Below are 19,731 nucleotides of genomic sequence, written 5' to 3' on the forward strand. Positions count from 1 at the left end.
TTGAATCTAAGCGTGTGTCTGATTGCTAAGGCGCTCTGCCCATTGCTTCATTTTGTTCAACCCAGTCCAGTTGGAATCCACGTAGGTAATTGCACCGGTTGGGCAGGCGGTTACGCACGCGGGGTCGCCACCACACAAGTCACACTTCTGAACTTTGCCAGTTTCCTGAACGTAATTCACGGTGCCAAACGGGCAGGCAATGGTGCACACTTTGCAACCCACGCAAGTGTCTTCCGACACCACTTTCACGCCATTGGTTTTGTCCATGGTGATGGCCTCGACCGGGCAGGCGTGCATACACCAGGCTTCATCGCACTGGGTACAGGTGTAAGGCACTTTTTTGCCAGTGTGATGGAAGTCGAACACTTTGATTCGTGACAGCGAGGTGTTGAAAACCTGGTAGTTTTCATAGCTGCACGCCATTTCACACTGAAGGCAGCCCGTGCATTTGTCGGGCGTCATGTGAAGAGATTTTTGCATCTGGATTGTCTCCTGCTTTTTTTGGGTTTATGGCATTTGTATAACGCACAATATGTTTTTGTGCAACAGGTCGAATTTGTGGAACCGCCACGCAGCGATATTCACTAAAAATTTACTTTTAATCGTCTACCCTTCAATTTCATGCAACTCGTTTCCCGGCAGTTTGTACCTTCACTTCAAACACCAAGCTTACAAAATCCGGCCAGCACCGCCACCACAAATCCTTTGCGAAACAAAAATATCCATCTGGCCCAAAGACCCGGCAACATTCGCATGGCGCGAATACAGGAGGCTGCTCAACAAATACAGTCTGCTTGGGAACACACCATGCAATTGTCCAAACCAGGCGTGCACTTTGGATCTGGATTTGCGCGAACTGCGGTTGATTCAATGTTGAGCACTGCTGTGAACAGGCATGTGAAACACCCACACACCAAAGGCGTTTTAACCCAGCTGTCAAAAACAGCAGGCTTGGCCGCACAAATTTCAATGCTGAAACCGGGCGCATTTACATTGGGTATGGGCGCAATAATTGGATTGGGTGGCGCGGCCAGCCACACCGTCAAATCGCTGGCGCGACTATTGGGTCATGTTTACCTGGTCAAGGCGTTGCTGGAAGTGGCGCGGGGTAATTTTGCTGCAGCGAGCAGCTTAGTGGCTTCAGTGGGTGGTGCGTATGCAGGCAAAATGTTCGGCGAAATGGTGCAAAAGCATCATACCAGCAAGCCGTCTGACGCCGAACAAATCGGAAATACCGCTTTCCCAAGAGGGGCTGGGAATTTCGCCCTGCCGATTCCGCATGGGGTATTACACGCCTTGGCCACAGTGACTCAATCCATGCGGAAAACAGACAGGCAACTGAGTGAGGCGATTGACCACTATTTGCACCCCAATTTTTTACTGCGGCAATTGTTGCCTGGCGACCAACTTCAAAATATTCAACCAGCACTAACTGCGCGTGTGTCGATTGGTGCACGCGTTGAGTAATACACAGGCCAATCAGTTCATTCGATTTGCGGGTATGGCTGCAAGCACGAACAAATCGCGCAAGCGGCCAAGCGAATCTTCGATATAACATTGAAGTGCCCACACGGGCACCTCATCCAGCCGCATTCGCTGCTGAAACTGCACATGAAAACCCGACTCATCCAGCGTAAAGCAAGCTGGCAGTGCATTGTCACGTAGCAAGTCTCGGTTCAGATGCAACAACTGCGCCAAGGTAGCAGCATCGGCCACACTGAAGCCTGTTAAGGTAAATACAAACAACACTGAAGCACTGGCTTTTTGTAAAGCCAAGGGCACCAATTCAAGCCGTGCATCATCATCAAGTACAAAAGCAGTTTGATTACAAAGCACAGGTTGCCCAATCGCAGTTCCGACTTGGGTTAACAAACGCGAAAACAGTTTGTGACCAGCATCGTCGAGTACGCTCATAAACCCACCCTTTGTTGGTTTGCAAGCCGAGCGGCAAACATTTCCTCAGCCTTGTTTTCAACCGCCTGCCCCATTCTCTGGCTGGCCTCGGTGGTTTGCCCGCCAACGTGCGGCGTTGCAATCACATTCTTGTGTTTCGCAAGTTGATCACTAACGCTGCCTGGCGGCGCGGGGTCGTGTACAAACACATCAAGTCCGGCACCGGCAATCTGGCCATTGTCCAGCGCCTCAAGTAAAGCCTTCTCGTCGACAATTCCACCGCGTGCGGTGTTAATGACGACTGCGTTTCGACCCGAAAGTTGGGCAATTTGTTTAGCGCCAATCAAGTTTCGGGTGGAGTCGCTCAATGGCAAATGCACGGTCAGTACATCGGCCCTTTGGCACAGTTCATCCAGCGAAACTTTTTCGCTCAGGTACGGTGGCAACTCCTTTTGCTCAGCGGGTTGGCGTGTGGACATTAAACCAATCACGTTCATACCCAACGCCTTTGCAACAGTTCCAACTACACCACCAATGCGCCCTACGCCGACAATGCCCAAAGTTTTTCCGCCAAGTTCTGAACCAGTCAAAGCGCCTCGATTCCATATTCCATCTTTGACCTGTGCGTTGGCCTGTGAAATTTTGCGACTCACATCCAGCATCAATGCCACCGCCAATTCACCCGTGGCTTGCGTGTTTACGTCGGGCGTGTTTTGACAGGCAATCCCAACACTCTTCAAATAATTGATGTCGAGATTGTCCATTCCGGTACCGGCTCTTAGCACGCAAGAGGGGCGTTCATCTTCACTCAACTGGTCAATTAATTGTTCGTTCACTGGGCAGTTGCCGCGGACCACTAGCAAATCGGTTTTTCGATCTTTCATGGCTGCTACCACAGCGCTTTGCAAAGCCGATGGCACTACTGCGGGTACCGAAGTGACCTGCGCCTTGCGTGGTGGAAGTAAACCAATCGGTCCCATGGCGGCGGTGCCCATCGGTTCGGCCAGCAACACCTGAATCGGTTGATTGTGATCACGCGCACCGACATTCTGCAACGCATCGCCAAAGGATATTCGTGACGCCAGAGCGCCATTCGTTGATAAACCATGATTTGTTAGTGGAGGCTGCTTGTATGTTTGATTTGTGTTTTGACTACTTGTGGTTGAGATGTTTTGCATGGTGCTCTCTTTTGTAGTTTGTTTTGACTAGGCGCCATTAAGTAACAAAAGAGAAACACAGAGTTCATTCACACAATCGAACAGCGAGAAATTCGACGCACACACGCAAGCGCGCGGAGCTTGCCAAACGCGATGGGTACACTGCATACACATTGGCCTCCTGAAAGTACTTTGGCAGCACACGCACAAGCTTTTTGCTGCGCAAAAAAGGCGCTGCATCCCACACACTTCGCAGACCAACGCCGTGACCGTCGACGATCCATTGCCGAACCGATTCGCCACTGTTAGAAGCCATGGCGCCGCGCACGCGAACAGTTTCCTCACCCCGCGGCCCCTGTAGCACCCACCGACCAGGCTGTTGATCGCGTTCCCGAATCACCAGGCAAGCATGGTTTTGCAAATCGGCCAACTCTTTCAGTTCAGGTGCGCTTTTTAGATAGCTTGGGCTGGCACACAAAATTCGCTGGTTGCCTGAGATATGGCGGCAAATCAAATCGGGTTCACTCGTTTCGCCAAGCCGAATGTCGAGATGGAAACCCTCAGTGAGCAGATCGATGGGGCGATCAATCAACTCCAGTTGAACTTCAAGGGCAGGATACTGTTTGACCAGCTCTGACAAAGCTGGCGCCACGCGCGAATGCCCGTAGCCTGAACTTGAGCACACCCGGAGCAATCCCTGCGGTACTGATCGCTCTGCCGACAACGCATCCATCAGGTCTTGTGACGAATCGAGAACACGCTGCCCCCACTCCACAAAAGTTTCCCCAACCTCGGTCAATGCCAGGCTCCGGGTTGTGCGATGAAAAAGTTTCAACCCCAAACGTTGCTCAAGCTGTGCCAAGCGCTTGCTGACATAAGCTGTTGAAACGCCCATGGACAATGCGCACGCGGACAGTGAGCCATTGCGGCACAGTCCAAGCACCAAATCCAGTTCATCCAAGGAAGGATTCTTTAAATTCATTAATTAACCTTTTGGTTGATAGTTATTTAACTTATATCAACATTATCAACCGAATGGTTAAGCAATATACTAGGCGACTGAATAAAATTTTCTGACAGGAATACGCATGAACTCTAGAAAAATCGCTGTGTTGCCCGGTGACGGCATTGGCAATGAAGTCGCTCCCGAAGGACTGCGGGTGCTGGAAGCGGCCGCGCGCCGCTATAACCTTGACTTGCAATTCACGCATTTTGACTGGGCGCATTGCGACTATTACCTGAAGCACGGTCAGATGATGCCGACCGACTGGTTCGATCAGCTGGTTAATTTCGACGCACTGTTTTTCGGTGCTGCTGGCTGGCCCGACAAAGTGCCTGATCACATTTCACTGTGGGGTTCACTGCTGAAATTCCGCCGCGAATTTGACCAGTATGTGAACCTGCGCCCCGTGCGTTTGATGCCCGGCATTCCCTGTCCACTGGCCAATAAAAAAGTCGGTGACATTGACTTCTATGTGGTGCGCGAAAACACGGAAGGTGAGTATTCTTCCGTGGGTGGCCGCATGTTTGAAGGCACAGAACGCGAAATAGTGCTGCAGGAAGCTGTTTTCAGCCGCAAAGGCACAGACCGCATTTTGAAATACGCGTTCGACCTGGCCCAAAGCCGCCCCAAGAAACACCTGACATCGGCCACCAAATCCAACGGCATCGCAATCAGCATGCCCTACTGGGATGAACGTGTTGAGTCCATGGCCAAGCAGTACCCTGAAGTGAACTGGGACAAATACCATGTCGACATTCTGGCTGCGCGTTTTGTACTTAGCCCTGAACGTTTTGATGTGGTGGTGGCTTCCAATCTGTTCGGCGACATTCTTTCTGACCTGGGCCCAGCCTGCACGGGCACCATCGGTATTGCTCCGTCAGGCAACCTGAATCCTGAAGGCGACTTCCCTTCACTGTTCGAACCTGTTCATGGTTCAGCACCCGATATTTTTGGCAAGAACATCGCCAACCCGATTGGCATGATCTGGTCGGGCGCCATGATGCTCGATTCAATTGGAAAAGGCGACCCACGTTTCAAAGCGGCTCATGATTCAATTTTGAAAGCCATTGAAACCGTTTTGGTTGAAGGCCCACGCACACCCGACATGGGCGGAAATGCCAGCACGTCGGATGTCGGCAAGGCTGTTGCAGAATGTGTTCAGTAAGTTGCTAAAAACCGAATACCCGCGGGTCATCCACAATTGACCCGCGGCTTGGCAGTGAAATAATGGCGCAGGTTTTACCCTCTGGCCCCAACCCCATTATTCCAACATGAATCAATTCAATGTGCTCTCTGAAATTCTGGGAGTCACCGCCCCTGTGTTTGCCATGGTCTTTATGGGCCTGGTACTTCGCAAAGTCAATCTGATCAACGATTCATTCATTCAAACCGCTTCCACGCTAACCTACAAAGCCACCATGCCCACTTTGTTTTTCCTGTCCATTTGGCAGGCGGATTTGCAAAGCGCATTCAATGCACAACTGGTGTTTTTCTTTTGTGCGGCAACCATTGTTGGGTTTCTGGCGAGTTGGTGGTGGGCAGCCAATTTCACCCCCTATGGCCAGCGGGGCGTGTTTGTTCAGGGCTCATTTCGGGGCAACTGTGGCGTTGTTAGTTTCGCACTGGTGGCGAGTTATTACGGCGACTATGGCCTGTCGGTGGGCGGCGTGTTGGTGGGTTTTACCATTTTGTTGTTCAATGTACTTTCTGTGCTGATTCTTTCAGTTTACAGCCCCACCCTGAAATTCAGCCCGGCCGCTGTGGGCAAGGAATTGATCAAAAACCCACTGATTATTGCGGTGGTGTTGGGCATGCTAGCGAGCGCAATCGATTTGTATATTCCGCAGTGGCTGTTAAAGTCGGGCGAATATTTTGCGGGCCTTACCTTACCGCTGGCCTTGATTTGCGTGGGTGGCACCCTTTCGCTGGCTGGGGTAAAGGCTTCCGGCATGGCGGCCATTCAATCCAGCGCCATCAAGATTGCCATCTTGCCCGTACTGGCCTGCTTTGTGGCTTGGTTCATTGGCATTGAAGGCCGTGAACTGATTATTCTGTGGATGTTTTTTGCAAGCCCCACTGCGGCGGCAAGTTTCGCAATGGCTGTGGCTGCCGGGGGCGATGGCAAACTGGCGGCCAACATCATTGCGCTTACCACCTTGGTGTCGATCGCCACGATGACAATCGGCATTTATGCGCTCACCGCGCTGGGGCACTAGGGGCGCGCGTTAAACTGCTGAATCGCAGATGAAAATAACTCAAACAGCGGGTAGCAGTACATGGAAGCAAAACCGGCATGCAGTGTGAACTTGACCCCCAAAAGGGAATGGGCTTTGTTGCTGATTCTTGCGGGCATTCAGTTCACCCACATTCTCGACTTCATGATCATGATGCCGCTGGGACCGCAGCTGACCCAGGCGTTCGCCATTTCAGACGCCAAGTTTGGTTTGCTGGTTTCGGCTTACACATTCGCGGCCGGTGCGTCGGGCCTGATGGCCTCGCTATACATTGACCGCTTCGAGCGTCGGCGCCTGCTGCTGGTGTTGTATGTTCTATTTGCACTGGCCACACTTGCCTGCGGCCTGGCGCCCACGTATGAAACGCTGATGAGTGCTCGCATTGCAGCCGGCTTGTTTGGGGGTATTTTGTCGGCAATGATTCAAACCATTGTGGCCGATGTGGTGCCCTTCGCGCGCCGTGGCAAAGCAATGGGTGTCATTATGACCTCATTCTCGGTTTCCACGGTGATGGGCGTGCCGCTTGGCTTGTATGTGGCAGCCAATTCGGATTGGCACACACCCTTCTTCGGCATTGCGGCCATTAGTTTCATTTTGTTGATCGCTGGCTGGTACGTTATTCCAAGCTTGCAAGGTCACCTGCATGCGCGGGGTGAAACTGGCCCGTTGCAAGGCATTGCCCAAGTACTACGTGACACCAATCACTTACGCGCATTCTGCTTCTCGTTTTGCATGATATTCGCAGGGTTTTCCATCATCCCGTACATCACGATTTACATGCAAATCAATGCAGGCTTGTCGCCTTCTGACATTCCCCTGATTTATTTGGTGGGCGGTGCTGCCACTTTGGTCAGCGCCCAAGTGATTGGGAAGCTGAGTGACAAAATCGGCAAATTGCGCATGTTGCAAATTATCGCCTGTGTTGCGATTTTGCCTATGGCCTTGATCACATCCACTGAAGGCATGGGACTGGTCGCGATATTGCTTGTGACAACCTGCTTTTTTGTTTTTGTCAGTGGAAGAATGATTCCCGGCATGGCATTGGTCAGCGCGGCGGGCAACCCCAGAAACCGGGGCACGTTCATGACCTTGAATTCATCCATGCAATCAGCCGCCATGGGGCTGGCGGCATTGGTCGGCGGATATGTGATTTCAAGAAGCCCGGAAGGCTTGATTGAAAATTTCTGGATGTGCAGTGTTATTGCGATCTTGTTTAACCTGACCGCCCTGTTGATAGCCAAAAAGCTCAGGGTGTACCAATAAGAAATTAAATTGCTTAGCTGGCCATGCGGCGAATGATGGACGACACCACCATGCGCAAGCCCTTGATTTCTTTCACTTCAAGCGGGCGCTTGTCCTTAAGGTCTTTGTCTTTGCTCAGCTCTTCAAGCTTTTGCTCAATTTCTTTCAACAGCTCAAGTTGTTGTTTCATGATCATGGACCCATGTGTTTGCGTACGCGAAATATACACGGATGCGCATACTTATTGGATGACAGTTTTGTGACAAAACCAGACTCACGATTCAAGTACTATCCAATGATTGTCAAGTTCAATTGCGGGTTTTGACAGCGCAGGCTTGTGGCCCAGCCACACCTTGTTGCCGCTACTTGCCAGTGCACAGGCAGCATCTGCGGGCGTTATACCCAGCCGCCTGCCCTGCGTATCCACATGCAGCACAACATTGCTTTGGGTACAACTGACCACAAAACCTTCCGGTGTAGCAGCAATGTCGCCAGCATACCCTTTCATGTGTGTTGAAGCAGGCACAGGTTTCAGTCCTCCATGGCTTAACATGGCCAACACAGGCGCGGCATCGCGTTGCTTTTCGGTATTGTGGTGTGCCTGCATGGCAATTCCAAGCACACCGCTTTGATGTTGTACAAGGTGTCGCAAACTTAACCGTGAATCATCAAGGGTCCACTGCTTCAGCAGTTTGCCGGTGCTTGCATGAATCGCGACCAATGAAGAGTCCATGGGCGATTGGCTCAACTGGGTGCGCCCCATGTCAGCGTGGGTTTGAATTCCGCCATTGGCCACCAACAAACAAGGCTCGGTTATCCCAAAGCAGCCCTGCGGCAGAACCAAAAGTTCGTGCGGATCGTGGCCGTGTGTAGGCCACACATCAAGCAACTTCAATGTTGCGCGGTCGCGAACACCCAAAGCACCGTGACCTGTCAGCAAATCCGTTTCTGCAGTGAAAAGCAATTTGCCACATACAGCACTGTGACCATTCAAGTGGCGACCCGAGTCTTGCCAAGTGCGCTGAGTGGTACGAGTGTGAAGATTCAATTGCATCAACCAGTCGCCGGGGCGGCGAGCAATTACCAAATAATCATCGCCCTGAAAGTGCATCAAACCGTGTGGTCGAGTTGGCAAATCGATCGCCCACTGCACCTCAAAAAAACCATCCGTGTGCGGTTGCAGTTCCAAAATACCGGCCTGATAGTTACCGCTTGCCTGTTGCCATGCAGCCAACAAGGTGGCTTTGGTATCGTTAAGTCGTAGAGGTGTTACAGCCCTCGCCAAAGGCATGGCCATGCACACCGTGGCACCACCTGCCGCTGCCAAAAATGCTCTGCGATTCACTTTCAACTATTAGTCCCCATCAGAAGATGAAAACTGAATCGACACGCTCAATTCCTTGGCAAGCTCTTGTGTCATGAAACCCTTCAACACTTTTACAGCTTTCACTGCCCTTTCTGTGCTGTTCGCACTTGCAGGGCGGCTTAAAAGCAAGGCAGTGTTTACCGCTGTGCTGTGTTTTACCAATTCATCGGCCAAATCAATTTTCCCAAGGCCGCGCAAGTACGCTTCCAGCGGTACCACGTTCAAGTTTGCCTGCGGAACCACTTCGCTTTTCAAGACCAACAGAGGTTCGATTCCGTGCCAATGTGCAAGCCAGCTTTGCTGTGCCAAACCCAATCCGGAAAGTGGCCAGCTTGCCGGTTCACCGCGCGCTTCGGCATCCTTGTTTTTTAACATGGGCTTTTCCATTCGTTCCCAACTTAAATTGTGGAGTGCACCCACTTGCTGGTTAAAGTACAAAGACATGGTCAGCTTGTCCGCGGGCTGCCATTTTAAAGCGCCAGTTGTTCGGGCGATGTCTTGCACCAACTCCATGGCGTAAGCACACGGCGCAGTGGCTGGTTTGAAGTTTGGCTGCAAAAGCAAATATTCAAGCGCTGGGAAACCTTTGGCTGGGCTACCCACCAAGGCCATGCCTTGTACACCTTTGGGCTGCTGATTGATGGCTCGTTCAAGCAAGTTGGCACGCACTGGTCGAAAATCAATTTGGCGAACCGTGTTGTTGTCGAGCATTGGTCCCACCACCACTGCCGATAATTCCAGCCAAGCAAGGTAGGTTCTTGCATATAGCTCTTTCAACGTATCCAGGGCTAGGTCGCCGCCACAGAATTTTGAAGTGCTCGATTCAAGTAATTGCAATTGTTCCAACAAAGCGGAGGTCTCTTTTTCATAATGCTGCTTTACCACACTATTCAATACTTCTTGCGGCTCATAGTAAGGGAACAACATGGTGCTGCGGTCGAATGCTTTGGCCTCATTGAACCAATTCAAAAGCAGCAACAAAACGCCTGCCGCAGCCACCCAGATCAAGCCCCGCAACAGGCCGTTTTTGAATTCATGCTGATGCTGAGGTTTCATTACAAAGACTCCACAAATCGAATGAGGGCGGCGCGTTCTTGCGCCGAGTAGTTCATGAACTTGTTTTTACTTTGCTCTGCTTCACCGCCATGCCACAGAATCGCTTCTTCCACACCATCGGCCCTGCCATCGTGCAACAAGCGCTGGTGGTTGTTCACGTCGGGAATCAGTCCAATGCCCCACAGCGGTGGCGTTTTCCATTGCCTGCCGTTGGCTTTGAAATCAGGGCGATTGTCCGCCAGGGCTTCGCCCATGTCATGCAACAGCAAATCGGTGTAGGGCCAAATTTTCTGCCCCTGCAGTGCGCTGCTGCTTAAAGCTGGAAACGGCACTTTTCCGGTGGTGTAAGACGGGCGATGACACACAGCACACTGCGCGCTTTCAAACAACTTCTGCCCTTTCAAAACCTGTGCGTCATTCACATTGCGGCGGGCTGGCGGTGCAAGAACAGCCTGATAAAACACAATTTCATCGAACAGCCTGTCGCTGAGTTCAGGTTCGCCGTTTTCTGAACCATTGGGCGCCTGCAGGCAATCCGTTTGTGATTCGGTGCAGTTCTCGGATGGAAACAAGCTGCTGGTTATGCCGATGTCGCCAAGAAATGCCCCACCAGTTTGGTGGGCAAGGCTGGCCACATTGGCCTTCCAGCCAAATCGCCCTAGCATTTCTTTTCTGGCGTACGAATCCCAGACATAATTGGGCACGCCCTTGATTGAATCTGCGCGCGCAGCCTGCTGCTGTGAATTGCGCAACACCTCTTGTTCATCAATCGCTTCAAGCAAACCCAGCCCGATGACCTGTGGTGCAATACGCGGGCTGACCATTACATTGGGGTGCATTGGCCCGTAAGCCAAATTGGTAAAAGAATAAGTTGGCTTTTGCAGCACGTAGGGTGTGCCGTCGGGGTACACACCTCGCACTGGTGTGGTTTCAATTTTTATTTTGCCTTCTGGTTTCACCCCGTTGACCGCAGCGTTGTTGAGCTGATCGCCATACACAGGCTCCGGCACTACACCGTGTATGGAATCTTTGCCTGGAATAGACAAACGGAACAGCAAATCAACGGGTTGTTCTGTGTTTAAGTGCTCAAGAATTTCAGGCGGTTTTCCACGACCATCCTGAACATGGCAGCCACCGCATGAACGCGCAATAAAATGAGGCCCCAGACCGTCCCGTGCTGTGGTGGATGCGGGGGCCTGCACCCAGTTGCGCTTGAAGAACGAATTGCCGATTGCAAAGCGAGTGCGTTCATCGTCTGGCAAATTGGCAGCGGGAAACGAAAATGCATTTCTGCCATCGACAAACACGGTGACGTCGCCTGCAGTGCGCGGATCCATTCCTTCCACTGCGGCCCATGCAACACTCAAAAATAATCCCGAAACCGCTGAAACAAGCGCTACTTTCTTGATGTCCACAAGCTTCTTCCTCGTGGACCGTTCAAGGCAGTGTTAGGGTAAGTCGTGTGATACCGATTGCACTGGCCGATTCAACCAGCAAAACGCTTTGCTCGACCAAACTGTCAATAGTGGCTTTGACCCGTTTGGGTCCAGCCGCATTGGAACCCCCAATAATTTCACGGTCGAATGGCGCTTGAATGGCAGAGGCCGCATTCACCGAATTCTGAATTTGTTGCGTGGTGCGTTTTGCAAGATCAACCGACTTTGCGCCCACCAATTCAGCCAATGATGGCACCTTCAACACAGCACCGTCGGCTTGTTTGTAAGTACCCGTCCACACGTTCAAAATGCCTTGGGCGTTGGTCACCGCATCGCGGTGTGTGTTGTCTGAAAAACAGGAATGCTCGTCTTCCTGATCTTGGCTGAACAGCGCCACTTCGAGACGCTCACCCGCCAATTCACCACGCGACAAAGAACCCAATCCCACCAATATTTTACGAATTGATTCTTTGCCCCCTTGTTCAAATTCAGCGCGGAAATTATCTGCCTCATTGGGCGCCCACGCAGACTGTACAGTATTCAAATCGTGAATCAGCAGTGCCGTGATTTCGCGCAAATAGGCGGCACGGCGTTCTGCATTCAAACCCTTGCCCGGCACGTAATCGGTGTAAGGTCGATTGCCTGGGCCGTCGGTATTCAAATCCTGCCCCCACAGCAAAAACTCGATTGCATGCCAGCCTGTGGCAATATTCTCTTCGCCGCCGCGCTCGTTTTCCGCAATCAAGGCCTCGCGGTTAATGTTGAATTGGGTATTGTTGATGAAGCCGGCCTTTTGATTGCCCTGCACGTAATCCACATACGATTCATCCATGGGCCAGGCATTGATTTGCCCCTCGGGTCCGTTTTCATCATCAATTGGACCGCCATAAAAACGAAACGCTTCGGTTTGCCCGTAATACTCACGCGCATTCAGCCAGGCTTTTTTCGCCGCATCCAAACCAGCTTGCGATGGGGCTGCCAAAAAAGCATTGATTGCGTTTTGCATTTGCTGGGCTGAATTCAATGAATCAGCGTAATTTGCATACACCAGTTTGCTGTAGCCCTGCACAACACTTTCAGGCGTGGGTGCCGCGCAAACTGAGTTGTGAATGGCCAAGACCATACCCGCAAACACTAACTTTCTTCCGAGCAACAACTTTGAATACTTCATGAGAATTACGAACCTTTGAAATAATCGACGATGATCGACATGCTAATAGTAATGAGAATTATTTGCAATAATAAGACTATTGGACTACACTTTGCATCAATGTTCAATCGTCATTCACTGATTAAAACTCGCCATGAATACTCCTACATCACCCAACAAAACCAAAGGTTCCACGGGCAAACCTGTCGGATTTGAGCCATTGAATACAAAAGCACTGTTCCCCACGGGCAGCAAGGAAAGGACCATAGTTCACGAAGACAGCGAATACCGCCTGCGAATTACCGCGCAAGGCAAGTTGATATTGACCAAATAAAGTTTCTCTCATCCTCAATCGCAAGCCAGCCAAAACCAATTCAGCCAGCCAGCGTTTTTTTCATCAAATCACCATGACCACGAAAAAAATCCTGCCCTGCGCAATCAGCGCCATCACCCTGCTTTGGCCACAGTTTTCCAATTCGCAAGAATCCGCAACCCTGCCCGCGGTCAAAGTGGAAGGTCAAGTTCAAACCGAGGAAAAGGCTTCCACGCCAGTGGAAGGCTACAAGGCCAACAGCTCGTTTTCCGCAACCAAAACCGGCACACCCATTGTTGAAGCACAGCAATCGATTTCCGTGATTACAAAAGACCGAATTCAGGATAAGGGTGCCTTGACCGTGCAAGACACGCTGGGCTACACCGCGGGTGTTAGTGCTGGTTCATATGGCTTCGACAACCGGGGCGACTGGGCCTTTATTCGTGGAACATCTTTCGTGCAGTATCAGGATGGCCTGCGTCAGCTATTTGGTTTTTACAACAATGTACGCCCCGACCCCTTCACGCTTGAGCGCGTAGAAGTTGTGAAAGGCCCTTCGTCTGTGTTGTATGGGCAAGGTGGGTTTGGCGGGCTGGTGAACATGGTCAGCAAACGCCCCCAAGGCCAACAAGCTGGCGAGGTGGGTGTTCAGCTTGGCGAGTATGGCCGAAAACAGCTTGCGCTTGATTTGACTGGCCCCTTGAATGAAGAAGGCACGCTGCTGTACCGCATGATCGCGCTGACCCGTGACAGCGACACCCAAGTGAATTTTGTACCCGATGACCGCGACTTGTTCGCACCCTCCATCACCTGGCGGCCCAATGCGGACACCAGCCTGACTGCTTATGCGCAGGTTCAGCGAGACCGCACCGGGTCGTCAGTTGGATTTTTCCCGATTGTGGGCACACGCTTTGAAGGCCCGAATGGAAGAATTCCCTCAGACACTTTCATTAGCGAGCCTGGTTTCGACTTGTACCTTGCCAAGCAAACTTCTTATGGACTTGAATTTGATCATCGCTTAAACGATGTATTTACCTTCAGCCAGAAAATCAAGCAAAGCGACAGCGCGGTGTCTTACAACTCCATCTACTCCGCATTCACGCCTGCCATCAATGCCGATGGCAGAACAATCAATCGCGTAGCCATTTCGCAATACAACGCTGCTGACAGCTTCACCAGCGATTCACAACTGATCGCCAAATGGAATTTGGGCGCATTCGAGAACACCAGCATTGTGGGGCTTGATTACCAACGCGTGGCGCTGGGTGGTGCACGCGGTGTAGGTGGCAGTGCCGCCCCCATCGACTATTTAAACCCGGTGTACGGCAATTTTGTGGCCCCTGTGCTGGTCGACATTGCGGGCACACTTCAACGACAAACCGGTGTGTATGCCCAGAACCAGGTGAAATACAACAAGCGCTGGCTGGGCACAGTGGGCATGCGCCGCGACTGGGCAAAGTCTGAAACAGACAACGCACCCGCCGCCAGGCTGGATACATCCACCAACACCGCAAAAGCCAGTTTGGGTTACATCACTAACCTCGGCGCCATGCCCTACGTCAGCTATTCCGAATCATTCTTGCCAATTGGCGGGCTCGACTTCTTTGGCAACCCTTTCAAGCCCCAACAGGCAGAGCAAATTGAGGGGGGCGTGAAGTATGAAACGGCAGACGGAAAATCACTGTTCACAGCGGCCGTGTATGAGATCACCGAAAGCAACCGACGTACCGCAGACCCAAACCAAGCTGGCAATCAAATTCAGGTTGGCGAGGCCAAAAGCAAGGGCGTCGAACTTGAGGCCAACCACCGCATCAGCCCCACGGTTGACGTACTGGCCGCCTACGCCTACACCACTGCCAAGGTAACCCGCGACAACGGAGCAAACCAGGGCAAGCGACTGGCCACAGTGCCCAAGCAAACGCTTAGCTTGTGGGGTCGCCAGAAATTCTCAATGCTTGGTATGCCGGGCTGGCAATGGGGTGCCGGTTTGCGCTTTATTGATGAATCCTGGGATGGCGCCGATAAAGTGCGCACACCCAGCGTAGCGCTGCTGGACGCCATGCTTTCTTACGAAACAGGCGACTGGCGTTATGCCGTGAACGCAACCAACCTGGGTGACCGTGAATATGTGTCCACCTGCCTGGCGCGCGGCGACTGCTTCTATGGTGTCGAACGCAATGTGGTGTTCAGTGCGAATTACAATTTCTAAAAAAAGTTTTGAATATCAGCAACAGGTCATTCATTGGCCTGCTGCTGTAACTGCACAAGTATTTCCATCTTCATTGGATAATCAACATAACGAAGTATTTTAGGATCCGCTTGCGCGGCCCGCAACACGAAATTCCGATTGGTTTTAAGCGCATCACTTGCGAATTTCATTGCGTAAGAATCATTTTGAACTGCTGCAAAAACAATGCCTTCGTCATGTTTGAGTGAATCGCTGGCGTGCTCTAGTTCACGCCCGCTGGACTGAACTGCAATCATCACCAACTCCCTGTCATTTTTCAAACGTTCGCTGGCTTTGAAAAGGGTGGTGGCAAATTGTTGAATTGCGCTCCTCATTATTTCCTTGTCGTCTAAAAACCGGCTAGCAACATGGTGCACAGCCAAGCCGTCGTTCTGAACGGCCACCACGACAAACTTTCGATCTGCCTTGAACTGTTGATTGAAAAATCTAAGCACGTTGCCTTGATGCAAAATTGCTGCCATCGCGATTTCTTTGTCAAGCTGCAGCGCTTCGCTTAAAGATTGATAGGCCATAGCACCATTGCTGACTGCTTTCAATGCAAAAGCTTTATTCTCCTTGTATTGATTGCCTGCGCTGTTGAGTACATTGCCATCATTTTCAATGGCAGCCCAAACCACCTCGGGATCGTTTTTCAAATCCTCACTGGCAAACTGAAGGGCATTCCCGCAGTTTTTTACAGCCGCCAGAACAATTGCTTTGTTGCTTCCATGTGTTGCTTTAACCATGTGCAAAACGTAACCATTTTTCTGCACTGCTGCCAAAGCAACTTGTTCGTCTTTTTGAAGCTCGTGACTTACATGAGCAAGTGCATATCCGTTTTGACGAACCGCAGCGAGAGCAAGGTCCTTGTCATGCTCAAACCAATTACCAAGATGTCTTAATGCAGCACCATCTTTCTGCACCGCAGCCAATGCAATTCTTTTATTGACCTTCATTTGGACACTTGCGAATTTAAGCGCCTCGCCATTTTGCTGAACAGCGGCCAACACCACTTCCTCGTCGTTCTTGAATACGTCATCAACAAACTCGAGCGCGTATCCATTTTGCATGACTGCGGCCAATGCAATTGCTTTGTTCTTTTTTAACGTATCGCCCAAATACTGAATTGAAATTCCGGAGTTTTTAACAGCAGCCAATGCCACTTCTTCATCATTTTTTAAGTCATCACTGGCAACATTAAAGCCATGCTCACTCCCATTATTAAAAGCGAGCAACATAAGTTCTTTGTTGTTCATCAATGTGGTGTGCGCAAATTCTATGGCGCTCGGCATCAGCTGCAACACCCTTGATACAAATTCTGGATTGCTGCGTAGCGCTTCGCTGGCATGTGCAAGCGTCCAACCATCCCTGGAAAACTGCATGGCCTTGAGCACAACTTCTTCGTCACTACGAAGTTCTTCGCTGGCATTTAGCAAAGTATTGCTGTCTAGCTCAACTGCCATCAATACAAGCTGCCTGTCATTTTTCAATCGATCACTGGCAAGGTGCAGCATCAATGGGTAGAACTCAACAACCGTCCACACAATTTCCCGGTCATCTCGCAGTGGTTCGGGCAAATGAACAAAGGCCTGACCTGCATTTTTCACTGCGATCAGCGCAATTTCCCGATCACCTTGCAATTGTGGGTCTGCAAATTCAATCGCAAATCCATTGCGGGAAACTGCTGCCTGCACCACCTCGCGATCGTTTTTCAAATCTTCGTGGACATGCTGCAAAATCATTGGCGCAACTTTCACTGCGCGCAAAACAAATTCGCGGTTGGCTTTAATTGCATCGCCTGCATGTCGAAAGGAGGTATTAAATCGATTCATGGCACACCACACCACATCGGGGTCGTTCCTCAGATCTTCGCTGGCGGTTTCAAGCGCTGCCGTGTTGATTCGAAGCGCAACCAGCAAATCGCGCTTCTGTACTGCATATTCAAGCTGAGTTTTTAGTGGCAACCTGGCTTCGTCATTGCAACGCTGAAACAGTTGATGCATGGTGTTCAACACTTCGGTGTCCAAGGTGTACAAAGTCTGCTTTTCGCTGATGGGCTGCAATAGCACTTCACACAATTCGGTTAACTTGCCGATCGCCCGGTTGCTCACTTCCACATCAGCCAAGGTTCGTGGCCTGTTGAGTAACAGGGGATCAATGTGGGCCTTGCAAAGGCCCAATGACACAGCAGGCAAAAAGCGGTTCAACGGCAATGCACACCGAAGTTCAAATGCGCAGGGCAACTGGTCGACTGTGCAGGCGTTGACCAACTGGCTGAGCCCGTTGGATTTACTGAAATCAGTATTTCTGGACGCAGCCACCGCCATGTTTGTTGCTTCAAAGAATCCTTGGTTGCCAAGAAGCTCAGACACCTTCAGCAGCCGGCTGGCGGGATTCTCGAATTCAGATTCTGCCGACCGAACTGATGCTGAAGACCCGCGCATCAGGCAGCAAGACAAAGCTGTTACAGCGGCTTGAATGGCTTGCCTGAAAGACCGCGGGGCCCCTGCCTGTACCGCAACTGTTTCGATAGAATTCTGATTAACAACATTGGAACGCATCGGCGTACTGCCCAAACAAAGAACAAAAATTAATAGAATGAATGCTCATTGAGTTGAATTAGTTGATCACATAGTTCAACCAAAGCGTAGAAAAAGGGGGTGAGAGTATAATCAAGCATCATTTCACCGAGCAGTACCTATGATTACCCGCCTTGCCACCGCCGCCCTTTTGCTGTTTGCCAGCCTCACCACCCACGCCCAAGCCCAGTCGCCGAATATGGCTGAGCGTGTTCAGGCTTGTGTGGCCTGCCACGGGGCCGAAGGCCGCGCCAGCGCTGAAGGCTACTACCCTCGCATTGCGGGCAAACCGGAGGGTTACCTGTACAACCAGTTAATCGCGTTTCGCGATGGTGGCCGCGAACACGCCGCCATGAATGGCATTGTTCAGCACTTGTCGAACGATTACCTGTTGCAAATGGCAAAGTACTTTGCCGCGCAAAACCCACCCTACCCGGCACCTGCAAGAACCACCGCCACAGCCGCAGAACTTGAGCAAGGAAAGCGCCTGGTGTTTGAAGGCCTTGCATCGAAAAAAGTACCCGCTTGCGCAGCCTGCCATGGCCAAGCGCTTACTGGCGTTGAACCCTACACGCCAGGATTGCTGGGCCTGCCACGCGACTACCTGAATGCTCAACTGGGCAAGTGGCGAAACGGGCAGCGCCAAGCTGCTGACCCTGATTGCATGCACGCCTTGGTCAAAGCATTGAGTTCTGAAGAATTGAATACAGCCACAGCATTTTTGGCAGCGCAGCCGGTGCCTGCCAATTCAAAAGCCGCCCCAACAAACAGCATGAAATTTCCGCTGAAATGCGGTACACACACTGAAACTGCCGCGCCGAACAACAGCAATGTGTCGCCCGAGGCCATTTCACTTGAATTGCTTTCAGAACAGGAAAAGCGTGGTGCTTACCTGGCACGAATCGGAAACTGTGCAGGCTGCCACACAGCAGACCCCCGGAAGCCCTACGCGGGTGGCCGCGCCATTGAAACACCGTTCGGTCAAATTTACGCCACCAATCTGACCCCGAATCCGGAAACTGGTTTGGGCCACTGGACCTCTGATGATTTTTACAAAGCCATGCACAGTGGCGTGTCGAAGAATGGTGATTATCTGTACCCCGCATTTCCGTACACCGATTACACCAAAATGAGCCGCGCCGAGGTGGACGATTTGTTTGCCTACCTGAAACGCTTGCCCGCAGTTGCGCAAAAAACTCCGCCACCCGCCTTGCATTTCCCCTTCAACCAACGGCCGTTACTTGCCGTGTGGCGCGCACTGTATTTCACAGAAGGTGAATTCAAGCCCGACATGACACAAACTGCACAGTGGAACCGCGGCGCTTATTTGGTGAATGGCCCGGGCCACTGCGCTGCCTGCCACACTCCGCGCAATGCGCTGGGCGGATTAAAAGATAATCTGCACCTGAGCGGCGCCACCATACCGGTGTTGAAGTGGTTTGCACCGGCGCTGAACAGTCACCCCATTCACGGCTTGGGCAAATGGAGCGAAAGCGACATTGCACAGTATTTACAAAGTGGCGTGAACAAACACGCCGCCACCTATGGGCCCATGAGCGAAGTGATCGCGCACAGCATGCAGTTTGCAAACAATACAGATACACAAGCCATGGCGGTGTACCTGAAAAGCCTGCCAGCGAGTGCACCTTCCGAAAAAGAATCCACAGGCCTGGGGGAGCGTACGCTCCAACCCTTGATGGTTCAAGGCAAGGCCATCTACACTGAATCTTGTGCGGAATGTCATGGCCAACAGGGTGAAGGAAAAACCAGTCAATTTCCGGCACTTGCCGGCAATGCGAACGTGATCGCTCCCAACCCTGCGAATCCCATTCGCATGGTGTTGAATGGCGGCTACTCGCCCAGTACAGCTGCCGTACCCTATCCTCATGGCATGCCACCGTATCGGGTTGAATTGAACAACACCGAGATTGCCGCGGTGGTCACCTACATTCGAAGAAGCTGGGGTAACCAGGCCAGTGGAGTCGCATCAATTGAAGTGGACAAGCTTCGGGGCCTGAAACATTGAACTAAGTGTCGGCAAATGGGACTCAGTGGTCCAAAACCAAAAACCTGAA

Annotated in this window: 18 protein-coding genes; 8 read left to right on the forward strand and 10 right to left on the reverse strand. The window is 51.5% G+C overall.

The window, feature by feature from the left end; translation table 11 throughout:
* Positions 1–6: 6 nt before the first annotated feature.
* The gene (locus tag NSP04_RS02400) at positions 7–480 is read right to left on the reverse strand and encodes a 4Fe-4S dicluster domain-containing protein (RefSeq protein WP_257510748.1); all 474 of its coding nucleotides are present in this window, start codon (positions 478–480) and stop codon (positions 7–9) included.
* 273 nt (positions 481–753) lie between these two features.
* Here NSP04_RS02400 and NSP04_RS02405 point away from each other — a divergent pair, with 273 nt between their 5' ends.
* Positions 754–1,467 carry a hypothetical protein gene (locus NSP04_RS02405; protein ID WP_257510749.1) on the forward strand — a complete coding sequence of 238 codons (714 nt, stop codon included), beginning with the start codon at positions 754–756 and terminating at the stop codon, positions 1,465–1,467.
* Between the two features lie 12 nt (positions 1,468–1,479).
* On the opposite strand, the gene NSP04_RS02410 is transcribed toward NSP04_RS02405, so the two are convergent.
* The 3 genes from NSP04_RS02410 to NSP04_RS02420 form a co-directional block, all read right to left on the reverse strand.
* Positions 1,480–1,914 carry a type III secretion system chaperone gene (locus NSP04_RS02410; RefSeq protein ID WP_257510750.1) on the reverse strand — a complete coding sequence of 145 codons (435 nt, stop codon included), beginning with the start codon at positions 1,912–1,914 and terminating at the stop codon, positions 1,480–1,482.
* Entirely contained in the window at positions 1,911–2,948 is a 1,038-nt protein-coding gene (locus NSP04_RS02415; RefSeq protein WP_257510751.1) for an NAD(P)-dependent oxidoreductase, read from the reverse strand. The genes NSP04_RS02410 and NSP04_RS02415 overlap by 4 nt, the downstream gene beginning before the upstream one ends.
* Before the next feature lie 187 nt (positions 2,949–3,135).
* Positions 3,136–4,032 (reverse strand): LysR family transcriptional regulator, encoded by an 897-nt coding sequence (locus NSP04_RS02420; RefSeq protein WP_257510752.1) that lies wholly within the window; start codon positions 4,030–4,032, stop codon positions 3,136–3,138.
* Positions 4,033–4,138: 106 nt separating this feature from the next.
* On the opposite strand from NSP04_RS02420, the gene NSP04_RS02425 reads away from it, so the two are divergent.
* From NSP04_RS02425 to NSP04_RS02435, 3 genes are all read left to right on the forward strand, one after another.
* Complete coding sequence (locus NSP04_RS02425; protein WP_257510753.1) at positions 4,139–5,218, forward strand: tartrate dehydrogenase; 1,080 nt, start codon at positions 4,139–4,141, stop codon at positions 5,216–5,218.
* Between the two features lie 106 nt (positions 5,219–5,324).
* Positions 5,325–6,269: an AEC family transporter gene (locus NSP04_RS02430; RefSeq protein ID WP_257510754.1), complete on the forward strand. Its 945-nt coding sequence runs from the start codon at positions 5,325–5,327 to the stop codon at positions 6,267–6,269.
* A gap of 60 nt (positions 6,270–6,329) precedes the next feature.
* Positions 6,330–7,550: an MFS transporter gene (locus NSP04_RS02435; protein WP_257510755.1), complete on the forward strand. Its 1,221-nt coding sequence runs from the start codon at positions 6,330–6,332 to the stop codon at positions 7,548–7,550.
* 13 nt (positions 7,551–7,563) lie between these two features.
* On the opposite strand, the gene NSP04_RS02440 is transcribed toward NSP04_RS02435, so the two are convergent.
* The 5 genes from NSP04_RS02440 to NSP04_RS02460 all read right to left on the reverse strand — a co-directional run bounded on the left by NSP04_RS02440 (position 7,564) and on the right by NSP04_RS02460 (position 12,510).
* Complete coding sequence (locus NSP04_RS02440; RefSeq protein ID WP_257510756.1) at positions 7,564–7,719, reverse strand: hypothetical protein; 156 nt, start codon at positions 7,717–7,719, stop codon at positions 7,564–7,566.
* Between the two features lie 84 nt (positions 7,720–7,803).
* Positions 7,804–8,874: a DUF1513 domain-containing protein gene (locus NSP04_RS02445; protein ID WP_257511203.1), complete on the reverse strand. Its 1,071-nt coding sequence runs from the start codon at positions 8,872–8,874 to the stop codon at positions 7,804–7,806.
* 9 nt (positions 8,875–8,883) lie between these two features.
* On the reverse strand, positions 8,884–9,951 hold the full coding sequence (locus NSP04_RS02450; RefSeq protein ID WP_257510757.1) for an imelysin family protein: 1,068 nt from the start codon (positions 9,949–9,951) through the stop codon (positions 8,884–8,886).
* Positions 9,951–11,318 carry a di-heme oxidoreductase family protein gene (locus NSP04_RS02455; RefSeq protein ID WP_371824987.1) on the reverse strand — a complete coding sequence of 456 codons (1,368 nt, stop codon included), beginning with the start codon at positions 11,316–11,318 and terminating at the stop codon, positions 9,951–9,953. The genes NSP04_RS02450 and NSP04_RS02455 overlap by 1 nt, the downstream gene beginning before the upstream one ends.
* Before the next feature lie 70 nt (positions 11,319–11,388).
* Positions 11,389–12,510, reverse strand: coding sequence for an imelysin family protein (locus tag NSP04_RS02460; RefSeq protein ID WP_257511205.1), 1,122 nt, complete (start codon positions 12,508–12,510; stop codon positions 11,389–11,391).
* 181 nt (positions 12,511–12,691) lie between these two features.
* Between NSP04_RS02460 and NSP04_RS02465 the strand changes: the two genes are divergently transcribed.
* Both NSP04_RS02465 and NSP04_RS02470 read left to right on the forward strand, forming a co-directional pair.
* A complete protein-coding gene (locus NSP04_RS02465) occupies positions 12,692–12,871 on the forward strand; it encodes a hemin uptake protein HemP (RefSeq protein WP_257510758.1) in 180 nt (59 codons plus the stop codon).
* A gap of 73 nt (positions 12,872–12,944) precedes the next feature.
* Positions 12,945–15,059 carry a TonB-dependent siderophore receptor gene (locus NSP04_RS02470; protein ID WP_257510759.1) on the forward strand — a complete coding sequence of 705 codons (2,115 nt, stop codon included), beginning with the start codon at positions 12,945–12,947 and terminating at the stop codon, positions 15,057–15,059.
* A 26-nt stretch (positions 15,060–15,085) separates the two neighbouring features.
* On the opposite strand, the gene NSP04_RS02475 is transcribed toward NSP04_RS02470, so the two are convergent.
* Positions 15,086–17,080: a DUF4116 domain-containing protein gene (locus NSP04_RS02475; protein ID WP_306815231.1), complete on the reverse strand. Its 1,995-nt coding sequence runs from the start codon at positions 17,078–17,080 to the stop codon at positions 15,086–15,088.
* Between NSP04_RS02475 and NSP04_RS02480 the strand changes: the two genes are divergently transcribed.
* Together NSP04_RS02480 and NSP04_RS02485 are read left to right on the forward strand one after the other, a co-directional pair.
* On the forward strand, positions 17,079–17,555 hold the full coding sequence (locus tag NSP04_RS02480) for a hypothetical protein (RefSeq protein WP_257511226.1): 477 nt from the start codon (positions 17,079–17,081) through the stop codon (positions 17,553–17,555). The two genes, NSP04_RS02475 and NSP04_RS02480, sit on opposite strands and share 2 nt — an antisense overlap.
* 222 nt (positions 17,556–17,777) lie before the next feature.
* Positions 17,778–19,682 carry a cytochrome c gene (locus NSP04_RS02485; RefSeq protein ID WP_257510760.1) on the forward strand — a complete coding sequence of 635 codons (1,905 nt, stop codon included), beginning with the start codon at positions 17,778–17,780 and terminating at the stop codon, positions 19,680–19,682.
* The last annotated feature ends 49 nt before the right edge of the window (positions 19,683–19,731 follow it).

The organism is Limnobacter parvus, from assembly GCF_024623725.1.
GTDB lineage: Bacteria > Pseudomonadota > Gammaproteobacteria > Burkholderiales > Burkholderiaceae_B > Limnobacter > Limnobacter parvus.

Excerpts from the sequence above, each read along its gene's own strand:
- NSP04_RS02480 (WP_257511226.1), top strand. The coding sequence starts at position 17,079 with ATGGTGTTCAACACTTCGGTGTCCAAGGTGTACAAAGTCTGCTTTTCG.
- NSP04_RS02450 (WP_257510757.1), bottom strand. The coding sequence starts at position 9,951 with ATGAAACCTCAGCATCAGCATGAATTCAAAAACGGCCTGTTGCGGGGC.
- NSP04_RS02410 (WP_257510750.1), bottom strand. The coding sequence starts at position 1,914 with ATGAGCGTACTCGACGATGCTGGTCACAAACTGTTTTCGCGTTTGTTA.
- NSP04_RS02420 (WP_257510752.1), bottom strand. The coding sequence starts at position 4,032 with ATGAATTTAAAGAATCCTTCCTTGGATGAACTGGATTTGGTGCTTGGA.
- NSP04_RS02475 (WP_306815231.1), bottom strand. The coding sequence starts at position 17,080 with ATGCATCAACTGTTTCAGCGTTGCAATGACGAAGCCAGGTTGCCACTA.
- NSP04_RS02485 (WP_257510760.1), top strand. The coding sequence starts at position 17,778 with ATGATTACCCGCCTTGCCACCGCCGCCCTTTTGCTGTTTGCCAGCCTC.
- NSP04_RS02460 (WP_257511205.1), bottom strand. The coding sequence starts at position 12,510 with ATGGTCTTGGCCATTCACAACTCAGTTTGCGCGGCACCCACGCCTGAA.
- NSP04_RS02435 (WP_257510755.1), top strand. The coding sequence starts at position 6,330 with ATGGAAGCAAAACCGGCATGCAGTGTGAACTTGACCCCCAAAAGGGAA.
- NSP04_RS02470 (WP_257510759.1), top strand. The coding sequence starts at position 12,945 with ATGACCACGAAAAAAATCCTGCCCTGCGCAATCAGCGCCATCACCCTG.
- NSP04_RS02425 (WP_257510753.1), top strand. The coding sequence starts at position 4,139 with ATGAACTCTAGAAAAATCGCTGTGTTGCCCGGTGACGGCATTGGCAAT.
- NSP04_RS02430 (WP_257510754.1), top strand. The coding sequence starts at position 5,325 with ATGAATCAATTCAATGTGCTCTCTGAAATTCTGGGAGTCACCGCCCCT.
- NSP04_RS02465 (WP_257510758.1), top strand. The coding sequence starts at position 12,692 with ATGAATACTCCTACATCACCCAACAAAACCAAAGGTTCCACGGGCAAA.
- NSP04_RS02400 (WP_257510748.1), bottom strand. The coding sequence starts at position 480 with ATGCAAAAATCTCTTCACATGACGCCCGACAAATGCACGGGCTGCCTT.
- NSP04_RS02405 (WP_257510749.1), top strand. The coding sequence starts at position 754 with ATGGCGCGAATACAGGAGGCTGCTCAACAAATACAGTCTGCTTGGGAA.
- NSP04_RS02440 (WP_257510756.1), bottom strand. The coding sequence starts at position 7,719 with ATGAAACAACAACTTGAGCTGTTGAAAGAAATTGAGCAAAAGCTTGAA.